The organism is Agrococcus sp. KRD186, from assembly GCF_017168255.1.
Lineage (GTDB): Bacteria > Actinomycetota > Actinomycetes > Actinomycetales > Microbacteriaceae > Agrococcus.
In genome coordinates, this window is record NZ_JABFAP010000001.1 from 2379451 (window position 1) to 2392612 (window position 13162).

The window sequence follows — 13162 nt, forward strand, 5'->3', positions numbered from 1 at the left end:
TAGAATCGACCGATCCCTGCTCGCGCCGGGGTCTGGCTGGAGAGCACGGACGAGGAGAGGAGCGGCGTTGACCGACAGCATCATCGCGTCGCTGCGCACCCTCGGCGACCGCTACGAGATCGGCGAGCTGATCGGCCAGGGCGGGATGGCCGAGGTGCACCTCGCCCGCGACACCCGCCTCGATCGGCAGGTGGCGGTCAAGTTGCTCAAGCCCGAGCTCTCGAAGGACCCCGAGTTCCGCACCCGCTTCCGCCAGGAGGCGCAGTCGGCGGCGCGCATGTCGCATCCGACTGTCGTGCGCGTCTTCGACGCCGGCGAAGAGCCCGCGGTCGATGCCCAGGGTGAGCCCGCCGCCGTGCCGTACATCGTCATGGAGTACGTCGACGGCCGCATGGTGAAGGACATCATCGCCGAGGGCCCGTTGCCGGAGGCCGAGGCGGTGCGCATCACCAAGGGGATCCTCACCGCGCTCGAGTACTCCCACCGCGCCGGCATCGTGCACCGCGACATCAAGCCCGGCAACGTCATGGTCACACCTGGCGGCCAGATCAAGGTGATGGATTTCGGCATCGCCCGCGCGGTCAGCGAGACCAGCGCCAACGTCGCGCAGACCGGCACCATCCTCGGCACCGCCGGCTACTTCTCCCCCGAGCAGGCGCGCGGCGAGTCGGTCGACGCCCGCACCGACCTGTACTCCACCGGCGTCATCCTGTTCGAGCTGCTCACCGGCCAGCCGCCCTTCACCGCCGACACCGCGGTCGGGGTGGCCTACCAGCACGTCGCCGAGGAGCCGCCCACCACCTCGTCCATCACGCCCGGCATCACGCCGCAGATGGACTCGGTGGTGCAGAAGGCGCTGCAGAAGCCGCGCGACGACCGCTTCCAGACGGCGACCGAGTACAAGCAGGCACTCGACGACGCGCTCGCCGGTGTGCTCGTGCCGCTCGTGAAGACGCAGACCGCGCCGCTCGAGATCGGCGCCGCGACGACGATGTTCGCCGCGCTCGCCTCTGACGATCCCGCCCCCGATGAAGTGCAGCCCGCGCGCACCCGCCGACCGCATCTGGCCTGGCTGTGGGCCGCCGTCGCGCTCATCGCCGTGCTCGTGGTGGGCGCCGGCGTCTGGGCCTTCAGCCTCGGCAACCTGCCGATCGCGGGCCTCTCCACACCCGTCCCCGACGTCGTCTCGCTGCAGGAGGCCGACGCGATCGCCGCAGTCGAGGCCGCCGGCCTACGGGCAGAGGTGCGCCGCACCATCGACCCCGCCCCCGCCGACACCGTGCTGCGCTCGGAGCCCGAGGCGGGCGTCAACATCGCGCCCGGCGCAGTGGTGCAACTGGTGATCTCGACCGGTCCTCCCCCCGCGCCGCTCATGAGCGTCTCCAACCTCGTGGAGGCGAATGCTCGGCAGGCGCTCGAGGCGGCGGGCTTCACGGTGGGCGAGGTCACGCGCGCCACCTCTGCGACGATCGCGGCCGACTACGTCATCAGCACCGAGCCGAGCGCCGGCACCGACGTGTCGCAGGGCGCCATCATCAACCTGGTGCTCTCCAACGGCGAGGTCACCATCCCCGACGTGACGGGGCTGCCGATCGCATCCGCCACCACATCGATGCAGGAGCTCGGCCTCACCGTCGAGCGCCGCTACACGCTGCGCTGCATCGGCGGCGACGTGGTCGAGCAGTCGCTCACACCCGGCGACCACCCGCAGGGCAGCACCATCACCCTCCTCTACTGCAACGGCCAGCCCGAGCCCGACCCCGTACCCACCCACCCCTGACCCCGCACCGACCTCGGAGCCCGAGCCCAGCAGCCCCGGCAACGGGAACGGGAACGGGAACGGCAACGGCGGCGGCAATGGTGGAGGCGGTGGCGGCGGCGACGGCTGAGTGCCCGAGGCGGTGACCCTGCCGAGCCTCACCCGACGCCCGAGACGGCGTCGGCGCTGGGGTCGCGGCGGAGACCCGCTGGGGTCTCCGCTCTAGAGCTCCACCGCGCGCGGCGGCGGCGCGAGCGTCATGAGCGGCGCCCTGCCTGAGGCGAGCGCCGCAGCACCGCCGAGACCAGCGGTCTCGAGCCAGTTTCCGAGCATCCGGTAGCCGCCCTCGGTGAGCACCGACTCCGGGTGGAACTGCACGCCCCAGACCGGCGCTGCGCGGTGCTCGACGGCCATGATCACGCCGCTCGCGTGCGCGCCCGCGTCACCAGACGCATCCGGCACCGTGCGCGCGGTGACGCGCAGCGCATCCGGCACCGTGCCGTCGACGATCGCCAGCGAGTGGTAGCGGGTCGCGATGAGCGGGCTCGGCAGCCCAGCGAACACCATCGAGTCGTCGTGCTCGACCAGGCTGGTCTTGCCGTGCATGAGCTCCGGCGCATGGGTGACGACGCCGCCGAGCGCCTCCGCGATCGCCTGGTGCCCGAGGCACACCCCGAGCAGCGGCGTGCCGGTCTCGATGGCGGCGTGCACCATCGGGATGGAGACGCCGGCGTCGGCGGGCGCGCCCGGGCCGGGTGAGAGCAGCACCGCATCCCATTCGGTGATGGCGGACGCGTCGATCTGGTCGTTGCGCACCACCTCGACCTCGGCACCCAGCTCCTGCAGGTAGCCGGCGAGCGTGTAGACGAACGAGTCGAAGTTGTCGACAACGAGGATGCGGGTCATGCGGGGCCTTCGGCGGATGCGAACCCGGCGCCGGCTGCTCCGAGCACCGGATCCGGGGTGGGGAAGAACTCCTGCATGATCCACGGGTAGAGGTGGAAGACGAGCAGGTAGGCGACGCCAGCGAGCAGTGCGAGCGCGATCACGAGCCTGACGGGCCAGGGGCCGGGCAGGGCACGCCAGATGGCCGCGTACATCAGGCCCTGCCCAGCGTCTGCGCGAGCTCGGCCGGCATGCCCTCGGCCGCGCTCTGCCAGCCGACCATCGTCGCGTAGGCGATCAGCCTGCCCTCTGGCGACCACTCGGGATTGCAAGTGGTGAGGGTGAGGTAGCGGTCGTCGGCCGGCGTCTGGGGCTGCTGCGGCACCGGTGCCACCACCCCGACGCCGGTGGGGGCGACGTACTCGTGGTTGCGGAACTCGTAGATGTACCAGGCCTCGCTGGTCTGCACGTAGATGCGGTCGCCGATGCGCATCTCGTCGAGGTGCGTGAAGGGCCCGCCCTGGCCGTTGCGGTGGCCGGCGACCGCGAAGTTGCCCAGCTCGCCCGGCAGCGCCGAGTCGCTGTAGTGCGCGAGCCCCTGCTCGAGCGAGTCGAGCACTGCACGACTCGTGCCCTCCCCGACCGTGCGCTCGAACTCGCCCAGTCGCGGGATGTACATGACGGCGAAGGATGCGCGGTCTGCCGCCGCGCTCTCGGCCGGCGGCGGGTCGGTGCGCACCTCGGTCTGCGCCGGGGCGACGATCGTGGGGCCGAGCTCGGCGGCGAAGGCCTGCGCGGCCTGCTGCTGCTGCTCACCCATCACGGTGTCGGCAAGCGTGAACTGCCAACCGGCGTAGCCGAGCGCGACCACGCCGAGCGTCAGCAGCAGCTCGCCGAGCACGCTCGCGAAGGTGGCACGGCGCCGCGGTCGGCGCCGGCGCTCATGCTGCTGCCTGGCCACGGGCCAATTCTATGCCCTGCCTGCATTACCATGGGTTTCCATGAGCCCCAGCGAGAAGTCTGTCGAGAAGGCGTCGGCCGCGCGCCGCACCAAGGGTCGAGAGCGCAACCCGCACGACGAGCAACGGAACCCGGCCTGGTTCAAGCCGGTGATGTTCGGCTTCATGCTCTTCGGGTTCCTGTGGGTGATCGTCTACTACATCTCCGCGCAGACGCTGCCGGTGGCGAGCCTCGGCCCGTGGAACATCGTAATCGGCTTCGGCATCATGTTCGTCGGCTTCATCATGACCACCCGGTGGAAGTAGTTCGAATCACACCGGTGTAGTTCTCCCCAGCTGTGGAGAGAACTGTGGATAACTCCTAGAAGGCAGTGACCACCCGCAGCGCGAACAGCGCCGCCAGGACGAGCGCGACCGCGCCGATGACCAGCCAGGCCGACTTGGTCGCCTGATCCCCGCGCATCCGCTTGTGCGCCAGGCCGATGCCGAAGCCGAGCGCCAGTCCGATCGCGAGCCCGCCCACGTGCGCGGACCACGAGATGCCGCCGAGCACGAAGGTCAGCACCAGGTTGATGCCGACGACCATCAGCAGCGCCGGCTGCACGCGGCCGAGCATGCGCTGCATGCCGATCGCCATGCCGAACAGCGCGTAGATGGCGCCCGAGGCGCCCACCACTGCCGACATCGGCGTCAGCCAGGCGACGGCGACCGCCGCGCCGGCCGCACTGACGATGTAGGCGGCCAGGAACGGCAGCTTGCCGATGCGCTGCTCGATCGACGGCCCCACCATCCACAGCACGAGCATGTTGAAGGCGAAGTGCAGCACGCCGGCGTGCACGAGCGCGTAGGTGACGAACCGCCAGGGCTGCAGGATGCCGGCCCCGATCTGGTAGGCGAACAGGTTGGTCAGGAAGCCGCCAGTGAGCACCTGCAGCAGGCCGACGATGGCGGTCACCGCGATGATCGACATCGTCACCGGGGCGGGCTGCCCGAACCACCGGCGCACGCGGGAGCCGACGGCGGTGCGGGGCCCGCCGTGCGCCACGCGCGTCTCGCGGTGCAGCGTGCGCTGCTCCTGCGCGAGCTCGCGCACGCAGTCGGGGCAGCGCACGCCGACGGGCGCCTGCTGCTGGCACTCCCCGCACACGGTGCGGCCGCAGCGCGAGCACAGCACCCAACTGACGCGGTCGGGGTGCCGGTAGCACCGGTCAGCGGGCGCTGCAGCTGTCACCGAGGGCTCAGACCTGCTGGATGTCGACGCTCTCGATGACGACGTCCTCGAGCGGCTTGTCGCGGCCGTCGGTGGCGACGGCCTGGATCGTGTCGACGATGCGCTGCGAGGCCTCGTCCTCGACCATGCCGAAGATCGTGTGCTTGCCCTGCAGCCACGGGGTGGCGACCGTCGAGATGAAGAACTGCGAGCCGTTCGTGCCCTTGCCCATCCGGATGCCGGCGTTCGCCATGGCGAGCAGGTAGGGGGCGTTGAACGTGAGATCGGGGTGGATCTCGTCGTCGAACTGGTAGCCGGGGCCGCCGACGCCCTGGCCGAGCGGGTCGCCGGCCTGGATCATGAAGTCGGGGATGATGCGGTGGAAGATCGTGCCGTCGTAGAGCGGCGCGGTCGACGTCTCGCCGGTGGCCGGGTGCGTCCACTCGCGAGCGCCGGTGGCGAGCTCGACGAAGTTCTTGACGGTGGTGGGGGCGTGGTCGCCGAGGAGGTTGACCTTGATCTCGCCGAGAGACGTGCGGATCGTTGCGACAGCAGTGTGGTGAGCCATGGCACGATCCTCCCACAGGAGCGGGCCCACGACGCGGCTGCGGCAGCCGGGTTCGATGACAGCGAAACCGGTACACACTGAGTGACGCCCTCAGGAAAACCTGCAAGGATGACGCGCAGGCTTCGACCACGGAAGGACAGATATGTCGCTCGAACTCACGCGCAAGCGCGCGAAGGAGATCAAGAAGCTCCGCAAGAAGGCCGACAAGCTCTGGGCTGAGCAGCGCGTGGTGAGCAACCACGCGGCTGAGATCGCCCGCCAGGCGAAGGATCAGGCTCGCGCCTACGGCAACGAGTCGCTGCGGCCCGCCGCCGAGCGCGCACTGCACCGGGGCGCCGACGCAGGTCGCGACACGCTCTCGAGGGCCACCAAGGGCTGGAACAAGGCCGTCGTCCCCGCCATCGCCACGGGCCTCGGCTCGTTCGCCGCCATGGCGCAGGTCGCGAAGGACGACCGCGTCAAGGACGCGATCAAGAACGTGCAGCGCTACGCGACCGTGCCGGAGATCTCGCCGGCCACGTCGCGCCGCAGCGGCCCGAACGGCTTCCAGTGGGTGCTCATCGGCGTGGGCGCGGTCGCCGTGGCCAGCGCGGCCTACGCCGCATGGCAGACGCTGCGCGCCGACGACGACCTGTGGATCCCCGATGCCGAGGACTCGGCCGTCGACGCTCCCCCGCGCCCGGTCGACCAGCCCTCTGGCGGCCTTGCCGACGGCCCGGAGGCCGGCGCGCCGCAGGCGTGACCGCACGCCAGGTCTGACTGCACGACAACGGGGGCTCGCCGCGAGGCGGGCCCCCGTTGTCGTGCCGGCGCGAGCTGCCGCTCAGCTGTTGATGACGCCGAGGACCACCAGGACGCCCCCGGCGACCAGCAGGCCCGCAGAGAGCAGGAAGGCGCGCATCCGCCGTTCGGGCTCACGCCCCTCGCGGATCGTGCGGAAGATGTCGACGCCGCTGACGACGAGGCAGGCGACCATGAGGCAGAGGCCGAGGATGATGAGTGGATGCATGGCGACGGATGCGCGGTTCAGCGCAGCGGGGATCCTTCGTCGTCGATGTGGCTGATCGCCCAGTCGACCGCGTGCACGTGCCGCAGGCCGGCCACGTCGGAGAGCCGGTGCCACGCGACGTCGTCGGTCGTGCCGTCGACCTCGACCGTGAGCTCGCCGCCGAGGATCTCGGCGCGATAGAGGATGCGCAGCGCCTGCATGTCGTCGCCGCGAGCGGTGGAGGGCAGCACCGCGGAGTCGACGCCGAGCAGGCCCGTGAGCCGCGCGTCGTAGCCGGTCTCCTCCTTGACCTCGCGCACGGCGCCGTCGGCGGGATGCTCGCCCGGCTCGACGCCACCGCCCGGCAGCGTCCAGCCGCTCATGCCGCTGTCACTCCAGTGCGGCAGCAGGATCTCGCGGTCGGCGCCCTCGCCCCTCGTGATGAGGGCGTAGGCGGCGACTCGCATGCGCATCAGGCCATCCTATGGCGCGAGCGGGCCGGTCAGCGGATGCGGCCCCGGCGGCGCACGACGCTCTGCACGCTGTCGCGCACGGGGGCGCCGAGCACGAGCCCCAGCGAGGCGCCGGAGGCGAGCGCGATGCCGATCGCGCCGGCGCCGATCAGCGTGACGACGCCGAGCACGAGGCTCTCGGCGGTGCCGTCGGACTCCACGATCTCGAGCAGGCCGCGGAAGACCGCCGAGCCCGGCACCATCGGCACGATCGCCGCGGTCGTGACGGCGATCGACGGCACGTGCAGTCGGTGGGCGACGAGGATGCCGACGAAGCTCGCCGCCAGCGCGCCGAGGCCGCTCGAGATCGCCGTGCCGAGACCGCCGGTCACCGCCGCGGTGAAGCCGAGCCAGGCGATGCCGCCGAGCACGGCGCTGACGACGATGGTGCGCAGGCCGGCCCCGTTCCACACCGCGACGGCGACCGCGATCACGACGACGCCCGCGAACTGCAAGGGCAGCGGGCCCAGCACGGGCGGCTCGCTCGAGACCACGAAGCCCATCTCCAGCCCGCGCGCCGCCGAGAGGCCCGCGATGATGCCGATCACCACGCCCAGGGTCAGCAGCGCGAGGTCGAGGATGCGGCCGCCGGCCGTGAGCGCGAAGCCGTCGATGGCATCCTGCGCGGCGCCCACGACCGACATGCCCGCGAGCATCAGCACGATGCCGGCGGCGACGATGATCGAGGGCCGTGCGCCGTCGAGCATCGGCACGCCGAAGTGTGCGAGCCAGCTGGTGAGCGCGGCGATCGCCGTCACCACGAAGGCGCCGACGATCTGTGAGAAGAAGAAGGGCACGCGCAGCCGCGACATCAGCCGCTGCACCATCGCGGCGCTGCAGGCAGCGACGAAGGCGATCGCGCCGATCACCCACGAGGCGCCGAAGAGCATCGCGACGCCGACGCTCAGGAAGCCCTGCGCCAGCACGATGATCACCGGCCGGTACAGGAACGGCATGCGGCGGATGACATGGAACTGGGTGCGCGCCTGCTCGAGCTCGAGGCCGCCCTCGATCTCGACCACGAGCGCCTGCAGCCGCTGCAGCTTCGTGTGGTCGGGCACGGGCGCGCGCACCACCCGCAGCATGGTGATCGGCCAGTCGGAGTCGGTGCGGTGGTACGAGACGCCGATCGAGTTGTAGGTGACGTCGACGTGCACCGGGCGGATGCCGAGCGCACCGGTGACGCGGATGGTGGCGAGCGCGACGTCGTTGGCGGAAGCGCCGACGGCGGTGAGGGCCTCCGCGATGCGCATCGCCAGGTCGATGACCCTGCGGGCGTACACCTCGTCGATGGTGAGGAGCGCCTCGGTCATGGGCGAGGACACGTCATTGCGGATCGCGCCCACGATCCGCTGCCGCCAGTCCTTCCGCCCGTCCATCGCGTCCATCCTCGCATCTCGACGCGTGACGGAGTGGCAGATCGCTTGGCAACGGTGCCCCCGGTCCTGTGGATTGTCTCGGCCCCGATGGTGGGCATCTGCCACAGTGCTCCGGTGACCTCAACCTCGGCGATCGCGAACCTGCCTGAACACCAGCGTCCTCGTGAACGAATGCTGACGCGCGGCTGCGGAGCGCTCACCGATGCAGAGCTTGTCGCCCTACTCATCGGATCCGGCCGGCAGGGCCTCGGCGCGCTTGATCTCGCCGTCGCGCTCCTCGCCGACAACGGGGGCCTCGCCGGTCTGCGCACCGCAGACATCGTGTCTCTGGCGAGGTTTCCCGGCATCGGCATCGCCAAGGCTGCGCGCCTCGTCGCGGCGCTGGCGATCGCGAGCCGTATCGAGGAGACCCTCGACGCCCGGCCGATCTTGTCGAGCTCTGCTGACATCGCCCGCCTCGCTGCACCGCGCTTCTCCGGCGCACGCCGCGAGCGCGTGCTGCTCATCGTCTGCGGCGCGGGCAACCGCGTGCTCGCAGTCGTTCCCGTCGCAGAGGGCGCCCAGCACGCAGCCGTCTTCCCGGTTCGCGAAGCGCTGGCCGAGGTGCTGCGTCGTGACGGCTCCGCGTTCGCCCTCGCCCACAATCACCCCGGTGGTGACCCCACGCCGAGCGAAGCCGACCGCCACACGACCGAGGGGCTGCGGCGGGCTGCGGCCGCAGTCGGACTACGGATGCTCGACCACGTCGTGATCGCGGGCTCCGAGTGGCGGTCGGCCGGGTCCTTCCGCTGAGCGCGCCCTCGGCTTCAGCGCACCAGCAGCTTCCCAAACTCCTCGTTGCGGGCCGCTGGCAGCAGCGCGTGGGTCAATTCGTCGCGTCTTGCGATCTGCGCGCCCGCACGGCGCAGTTGCAACAACGTAGGACCCAGCTCACGCTGCCGCTCGAGCGTCGGCAGCGGGATGCTCAGGCTCTCGAATACATCGGGGTTGAGACGTCGCCTCCGAAGATTGGTGCCCTTCGACAGCCCGCCGACCCGGAACGCGAAGCCATCCCACGTCACCATGGCCTCTAAGAAGTCGCGATCGATCTGGTCTTCATCGACGTCGTACGACACGAACTCCGGAGAGGTGTGTCGGCCATCGAGCTCCGGCGGAACGATGCCGAAGGCACCTTCCCAAGCACCGAGCTTCAGATAGATAAGGTCTCCGGCGAGTACTCGCAACAGTCGCGGGTACTTCGTCTCAGAGCCGTGCAGGACACCAGCGTCGAACGCGCCGCGGCCACGATTGCGCATGCCGAGCATCTTGTAGCTTTGTGTCTCGCTCACCTCGATCGGCTGCCTCCTCCGCTCGAGAAGGGTATCCACGCGTTGCTCCCGCGCCCCCGCCAGCGAATCAAGCAGGAGCCGCGAACGAATGGTCGACAGGTGCTGGCTGGAAGCTGTGCGCCGGGCTCGCGCAATTCGGTCGAGGCGGGTGGCGATCGCGCGCTGCGATTCCAGGTCCGGCAATGGAATGATCGCAGACTCAAATCTCTCGGGCGCAACTCTCTGTCGACGCTGACCCAAGCCACTCGTCGCCTTCGCGAGCTGACCGACGAACCCTTCCCAACCGATGACGTGGGACAGATACGCCGGATCGACCCGAGTCGCGTCGATCGCGTACGTCGGAAATTCGCTCGAGACCCATCCGGCGCGGTCGACGACGGCAACCGAACCTTCCCATGCAAAGAGCTTGCTGAAGATGAGGTCCCCGTGCCGCAATCGCGTCAGTCGCTCATAGTTCGTGTCGCTGCCCGAGACGTTTCCACGAGTGAACAACCCGCGTCCCTTATTGAGCACACCCACCATGACGTACGTCTCATCGGCTTCAACGCGAACCGCATCCTGGCGCCGTTGAAGCACGTCACCGATCGGCACCGCTTCGGCTGCGATCACGATGTGGGCTCGCCGCGGAGATCGCGCAGCAGAGCGAGCAGCTGCTCCTCCACCTCGACCAGCTCGTCGAGGATTTCAGCCACGGGACGGTTCTCGAGCGACTCGCCCTGGTGCGGGTTGCGCAGGTCGAGGTCGTAGCCGCGCTCGACGATCTCGCTCACCGAGACCTTCCAGGCGTGCTCGTTCTCGACCCGCCTCTCACGCCGCTCCGGCCCGGCACCCGGCTCTCCCCACCATGCTGCGAGGTCGCTGAACTCCTCGAAGCGCAGCGGTTTCGTCTTGGTGTACTTCTTCCGGCCCTCTGGTCGCGGCAGCTCGTAGTACCAGATGTCTTCCGTCGGGCGGCCGGCTTCGAAGAAGAGCAGGTTCGAGGGGATGGCGGTGTAGGGCTCGAAGACTCCGTCGGGTAGCCGCACGACCGTGTGCAGGTCGAAGTGCTCGAGCAGCTGCCGTTTGATCCTTGCGCCTACGCCTTTGTCGAACAGCGTGCTGTTCGGAACGACAACGGCTGCGCGCCCGCGCCGACGCTCGATGCGAGCCATGACCGCCTGCAGGAAGAGCCATGAGGTCTCCGAGGTGCGCATGCCCGCCGGGAAGCTCTTCGCGACACTTGCCTCTTCCTCGCCGCCGAACGGAGGGTTCGTCAGCACGACATCGACCGCATCCGCCCGCTGCTCGGAGAGCGGCGGCAGCAGTGCGTTGCCGCGCACGACGAGCGGGTCGAGCGCCCCGTGCAGCAGCAGGTTCATCTGGCACAGCAGATACGGCTGCGGCTTCTTCTCGAAGCCGCGAATCGTCTCGCGCGTCCTTTCCCGATCATCGACGGACCGCACCTGCTGCGACACGTGTTCGTGCGCCTCCACGAGGAACCCACCCGTGCCCGTCGCAGGGTCCATGACGACCTCGCGCACGCCGGGATCGACCATGTCGACCATGAATCGGACGACCGGGCGGGGTGTGTAGAACTCGCCGGCGTCACCCGCCGCATCCCGCATCTCCTTGAGCATCGACTCGTAGACGTGCGCCATCGTGTGGAGGTCATCGGAGGAGTTGAAGTTGACGTTGTCGATCTGATCGATGAGTTCGGCGAGCAGATAGCCGGAGAGCATGCGATTGTGCACATCGGCGAAGATCTGCGCCACGACGTCGCGCGTGCGGTGACCACGGCTCGATCCCTTCAGCCCTGCGAGGTGCGGGATGAGCTCCTGGTTGACGAAGACGCTCAAGTGATCGCCGGTGCGCTGCGGGATCGCATCGGCACCAGCCCAGTCGCGCCAGCGATACGGCGCCGACAGCACCGGCCGGTAGTCGTCCTCGAGCGCTTCCCGGGTCCGCTCGTGGTCGTCGAGCGACTTGAGGAACAGCAGCCAGGAGAGCTGGGGGATGCGATCGGCATCGCCGTTCAGACCCGCATCCTTGCGCATGATGTTCCTGGCGCGCTTGATCACAGTGGTGAGCTCGGCGCGGCTACTCGCCGCTCGTGTGACCGCGGTCATGGTTGCTCCTCTGAGTCGTCGTGGGCGCGGTTCGCGGTCGCGGTCGCGTATAGCGCTCGCACCTGCCGCATCGCTGATGTGACCGTAAGCGCTGACACCGTGTGCTGGACGGCCATGGCTGCGAACTCGTCGTCCCACGCGGCCGGCGGGTCAGGCAGGGTCCGCGGTGGTGCGGACCCTTCCCGGAGCTTGAAGACGTGCGCGATGCGAGTGCGGAGTCGTTGTATGTCGATGAGGCCGGCATCGAGCACCAGCATCACATCGAGCAGATCCTTCACGCGCGTTGACGGGCGGGGGTGAGCGTCGACCTCGCTGAGCGCATGGAGTTTCTCGGCGACGTGCTGGGCCAGGTCCACGGCCGTGACGGTCACGGGGCTCCAGCCTTCTGCAGCGACGACAGTGGGTAGCATCAACCGCTCGGTGCCACCGGCGACCTCTGCCGGCCGCGCCACGACGTCGACCCGCACCCGCGCGAACTCGCGCCCGGCGAGCAGCGCCGTCACGGAGAGCCGTGTACCGGCGCCGTCGAGTCGATCTGCCGCTCCGCTGTGGGGGCGGCCCGCGCTCACTCGGAAGATGAAGCCGTCGCCGTCGGCGTCGTGCTCGAGCGCGGATGCCAACGCATCCGCCAGATCATCGGCCACGACCACCAGGGCGAGATCGAGGTCCCTTGTCGCACGTGCCCGCGTGCCCAGCCGCGCCTCGAGCAGGTAGCCGCCTTTCAGCACCCACGCCTCGTCGAGCCGACGAAGGAGTCGCTGGAACGTCAGGTGGCGTCGTAGCCGGTTGACGTCCTGGCCCCGCTCGGCCGCCAGCAGCTGGAGCCGCGCGTCGAGGCTCGCGCGCAGGGCTGCGGGATCGCGAGCCATCACAGATCCAGCCGGCTCACGGCGCGCTCGATGCGGAGTGCAGCGCGGTCGCCGAACGCATCGGCGCGCGAACGGAGAGCACGTGCCGACACGAGCCCTCGCTGGATAGCCTCGCCGACCGCATCGTCGACAGCCTCCTGTCCTTCCGTTGCAGCGACATCCAGCAGCGTCCGCGTCGGCGTCGTCACTCGGAAGCCCGATCTGTCCTCGACGTCGGCGTCGGGCAGAGCGCCCACCGTCGTCCGCACGGCTGGCGTGCGAGCGCGGAAACCCTGAGGTACGGTCATCGTGATCGATCCAGGATCGAGCACTCCGAGATCATGGATGGCGAGCGCACTCGCGTGCGAGATGACACCCCGACCGCGACTCCACAGTGTCCACAGCACGAACGCGTCCTCGACCTCGGCGGGCCAGTCGCGGAGCCGGAAGATGCCCCGCTCCACTCGCTGCCAAGCGCCGGTGTCGACGTGGTACTGCTGCGCCTGGTAGCTGAATCCCTCGGTGCGCGCCTGCGCGGCGGTGAAGTACCCCGCCTGACGGTACGCGAGCGCTTGGAGCCGCTGCAGAGCGTCTTTGCGGAGGGTCACACAGCGATGGTAG

At 69.6% G+C, this 13162-nt stretch carries 16 protein-coding genes; 4 read left to right on the forward strand and 12 right to left on the reverse strand.

The window, feature by feature from the left end:
- The first annotated feature begins 67 nt into the window (after positions 1-67).
- Positions 68-1780, forward strand: a complete 1713-nt coding sequence (pknB, locus tag J1M46_RS11640; RefSeq protein ID WP_206447949.1) for a Stk1 family PASTA domain-containing Ser/Thr kinase — start codon at positions 68-70, stop codon at positions 1778-1780.
- Between the two features lie 201 nt (positions 1781-1981).
- Here pknB and J1M46_RS11645 read toward each other — a convergent pair whose 3' ends face one another.
- Genes J1M46_RS11645 through J1M46_RS11655 form a run of 3 tightly spaced genes read right to left on the reverse strand, consistent with a single transcriptional unit; the run spans position 1982 to position 3605 of the window.
- Complete coding sequence (locus J1M46_RS11645) at positions 1982-2665, reverse strand: anthranilate synthase component II (RefSeq protein ID WP_206447950.1); 684 nt, start codon at positions 2663-2665, stop codon at positions 1982-1984.
- Positions 2662-2859: a hypothetical protein gene (locus J1M46_RS11650; RefSeq protein ID WP_206448766.1), complete on the reverse strand. Its 198-nt coding sequence runs from the start codon at positions 2857-2859 to the stop codon at positions 2662-2664. Before J1M46_RS11650 ends, J1M46_RS11645 begins: the two co-directional genes overlap by 4 nt.
- On the reverse strand, positions 2859-3605 hold the full coding sequence (locus tag J1M46_RS11655; RefSeq protein ID WP_206447951.1) for a class E sortase: 747 nt from the start codon (positions 3603-3605) through the stop codon (positions 2859-2861). Before J1M46_RS11655 ends, J1M46_RS11650 begins: the two co-directional genes overlap by 1 nt.
- Before the next feature lie 40 nt (positions 3606-3645).
- Here J1M46_RS11655 and J1M46_RS11660 point away from each other — a divergent pair, with 40 nt between their 5' ends.
- On the forward strand, positions 3646-3909 hold the full coding sequence (locus J1M46_RS11660) for a cell division protein CrgA (protein ID WP_206447952.1): 264 nt from the start codon (positions 3646-3648) through the stop codon (positions 3907-3909).
- Between the two features lie 55 nt (positions 3910-3964).
- Here the strand turns inward: J1M46_RS11660 and J1M46_RS11665 are convergent, their stop codons facing one another.
- Both J1M46_RS11665 and J1M46_RS11670 read right to left on the reverse strand, forming a co-directional pair.
- Entirely contained in the window at positions 3965-4834 is an 870-nt protein-coding gene (locus tag J1M46_RS11665; protein WP_206447953.1) for a rhomboid family intramembrane serine protease, read from the reverse strand.
- 7 nt (positions 4835-4841) lie between these two features.
- Complete coding sequence (locus tag J1M46_RS11670; protein WP_206447954.1) at positions 4842-5381, reverse strand: peptidylprolyl isomerase; 540 nt, start codon at positions 5379-5381, stop codon at positions 4842-4844.
- Positions 5382-5523: 142 nt separating this feature from the next.
- Between J1M46_RS11670 and J1M46_RS11675 the strand changes: the two genes are divergently transcribed.
- The gene (locus J1M46_RS11675) at positions 5524-6123 is read left to right on the forward strand and encodes a hypothetical protein (protein WP_206447955.1); all 600 of its coding nucleotides are present in this window, start codon (positions 5524-5526) and stop codon (positions 6121-6123) included.
- An 81-nt stretch (positions 6124-6204) separates the two neighbouring features.
- On the opposite strand, the gene J1M46_RS11680 is transcribed toward J1M46_RS11675, so the two are convergent.
- Genes J1M46_RS11680 through J1M46_RS11690 form a run of 3 tightly spaced genes read right to left on the reverse strand, consistent with a single transcriptional unit; the run spans position 6205 to position 8260 of the window.
- Positions 6205-6390, reverse strand: a complete 186-nt coding sequence (locus tag J1M46_RS11680) for a hypothetical protein (protein ID WP_206447956.1) — start codon at positions 6388-6390, stop codon at positions 6205-6207.
- A gap of 17 nt (positions 6391-6407) precedes the next feature.
- Positions 6408-6842 carry an NUDIX hydrolase gene (locus J1M46_RS11685; protein WP_206447957.1) on the reverse strand — a complete coding sequence of 145 codons (435 nt, stop codon included), beginning with the start codon at positions 6840-6842 and terminating at the stop codon, positions 6408-6410.
- Between the two features lie 29 nt (positions 6843-6871).
- Positions 6872-8260 carry a threonine/serine ThrE exporter family protein gene (locus J1M46_RS11690; protein WP_241249107.1) on the reverse strand — a complete coding sequence of 463 codons (1389 nt, stop codon included), beginning with the start codon at positions 8258-8260 and terminating at the stop codon, positions 6872-6874.
- Positions 8261-8374: 114 nt separating this feature from the next.
- On the opposite strand from J1M46_RS11690, the gene J1M46_RS11695 reads away from it, so the two are divergent.
- On the forward strand, positions 8375-9052 hold the full coding sequence (locus J1M46_RS11695; RefSeq protein WP_342384369.1) for a JAB domain-containing protein: 678 nt from the start codon (positions 8375-8377) through the stop codon (positions 9050-9052).
- A 14-nt stretch (positions 9053-9066) separates the two neighbouring features.
- Here J1M46_RS11695 and J1M46_RS11700 read toward each other — a convergent pair whose 3' ends face one another.
- From J1M46_RS11700 to J1M46_RS11715, 4 genes are read right to left on the reverse strand one after another with little or no spacing between them, the layout of a single operon-like run.
- Entirely contained in the window at positions 9067-10197 is a 1131-nt protein-coding gene (locus J1M46_RS11700; RefSeq protein WP_206447958.1) for a restriction endonuclease subunit S, read from the reverse strand.
- Complete coding sequence (locus tag J1M46_RS11705) at positions 10194-11693, reverse strand: type I restriction-modification system subunit M (protein ID WP_206447959.1); 1500 nt, start codon at positions 11691-11693, stop codon at positions 10194-10196. The genes J1M46_RS11700 and J1M46_RS11705 overlap by 4 nt, the downstream gene beginning before the upstream one ends.
- The gene (locus tag J1M46_RS11710; protein WP_206447960.1) at positions 11690-12562 is read right to left on the reverse strand and encodes a nucleotidyl transferase AbiEii/AbiGii toxin family protein; all 873 of its coding nucleotides are present in this window, start codon (positions 12560-12562) and stop codon (positions 11690-11692) included. The genes J1M46_RS11705 and J1M46_RS11710 overlap by 4 nt, the downstream gene beginning before the upstream one ends.
- Positions 12562-13149 carry a type IV toxin-antitoxin system AbiEi family antitoxin domain-containing protein gene (locus J1M46_RS11715; protein ID WP_206447961.1) on the reverse strand — a complete coding sequence of 196 codons (588 nt, stop codon included), beginning with the start codon at positions 13147-13149 and terminating at the stop codon, positions 12562-12564. Before J1M46_RS11715 ends, J1M46_RS11710 begins: the two co-directional genes overlap by 1 nt.
- Positions 13150-13162 lie beyond the last annotated feature (13 nt).

Excerpts from the sequence above, each read along its gene's own strand:
- J1M46_RS11645 (WP_206447950.1), bottom strand. The coding sequence starts at position 2,665 with ATGACCCGCATCCTCGTTGTCGACAACTTCGACTCGTTCGTCTACACG.
- J1M46_RS11650 (WP_206448766.1), bottom strand. The coding sequence starts at position 2,859 with ATGTACGCGGCCATCTGGCGTGCCCTGCCCGGCCCCTGGCCCGTCAGG.
- J1M46_RS11660 (WP_206447952.1), top strand. The coding sequence starts at position 3,646 with ATGAGCCCCAGCGAGAAGTCTGTCGAGAAGGCGTCGGCCGCGCGCCGC.
- J1M46_RS11670 (WP_206447954.1), bottom strand. The coding sequence starts at position 5,381 with ATGGCTCACCACACTGCTGTCGCAACGATCCGCACGTCTCTCGGCGAG.
- J1M46_RS11675 (WP_206447955.1), top strand. The coding sequence starts at position 5,524 with ATGTCGCTCGAACTCACGCGCAAGCGCGCGAAGGAGATCAAGAAGCTC.
- J1M46_RS11680 (WP_206447956.1), bottom strand. The coding sequence starts at position 6,390 with ATGCATCCACTCATCATCCTCGGCCTCTGCCTCATGGTCGCCTGCCTC.
- J1M46_RS11685 (WP_206447957.1), bottom strand. The coding sequence starts at position 6,842 with ATGCGCATGCGAGTCGCCGCCTACGCCCTCATCACGAGGGGCGAGGGC.
- J1M46_RS11690 (WP_241249107.1), bottom strand. The coding sequence starts at position 8,260 with ATGGACGGGCGGAAGGACTGGCGGCAGCGGATCGTGGGCGCGATCCGC.
- J1M46_RS11705 (WP_206447959.1), bottom strand. The coding sequence starts at position 11,693 with ATGACCGCGGTCACACGAGCGGCGAGTAGCCGCGCCGAGCTCACCACT.
- J1M46_RS11710 (WP_206447960.1), bottom strand. The coding sequence starts at position 12,562 with ATGGCTCGCGATCCCGCAGCCCTGCGCGCGAGCCTCGACGCGCGGCTC.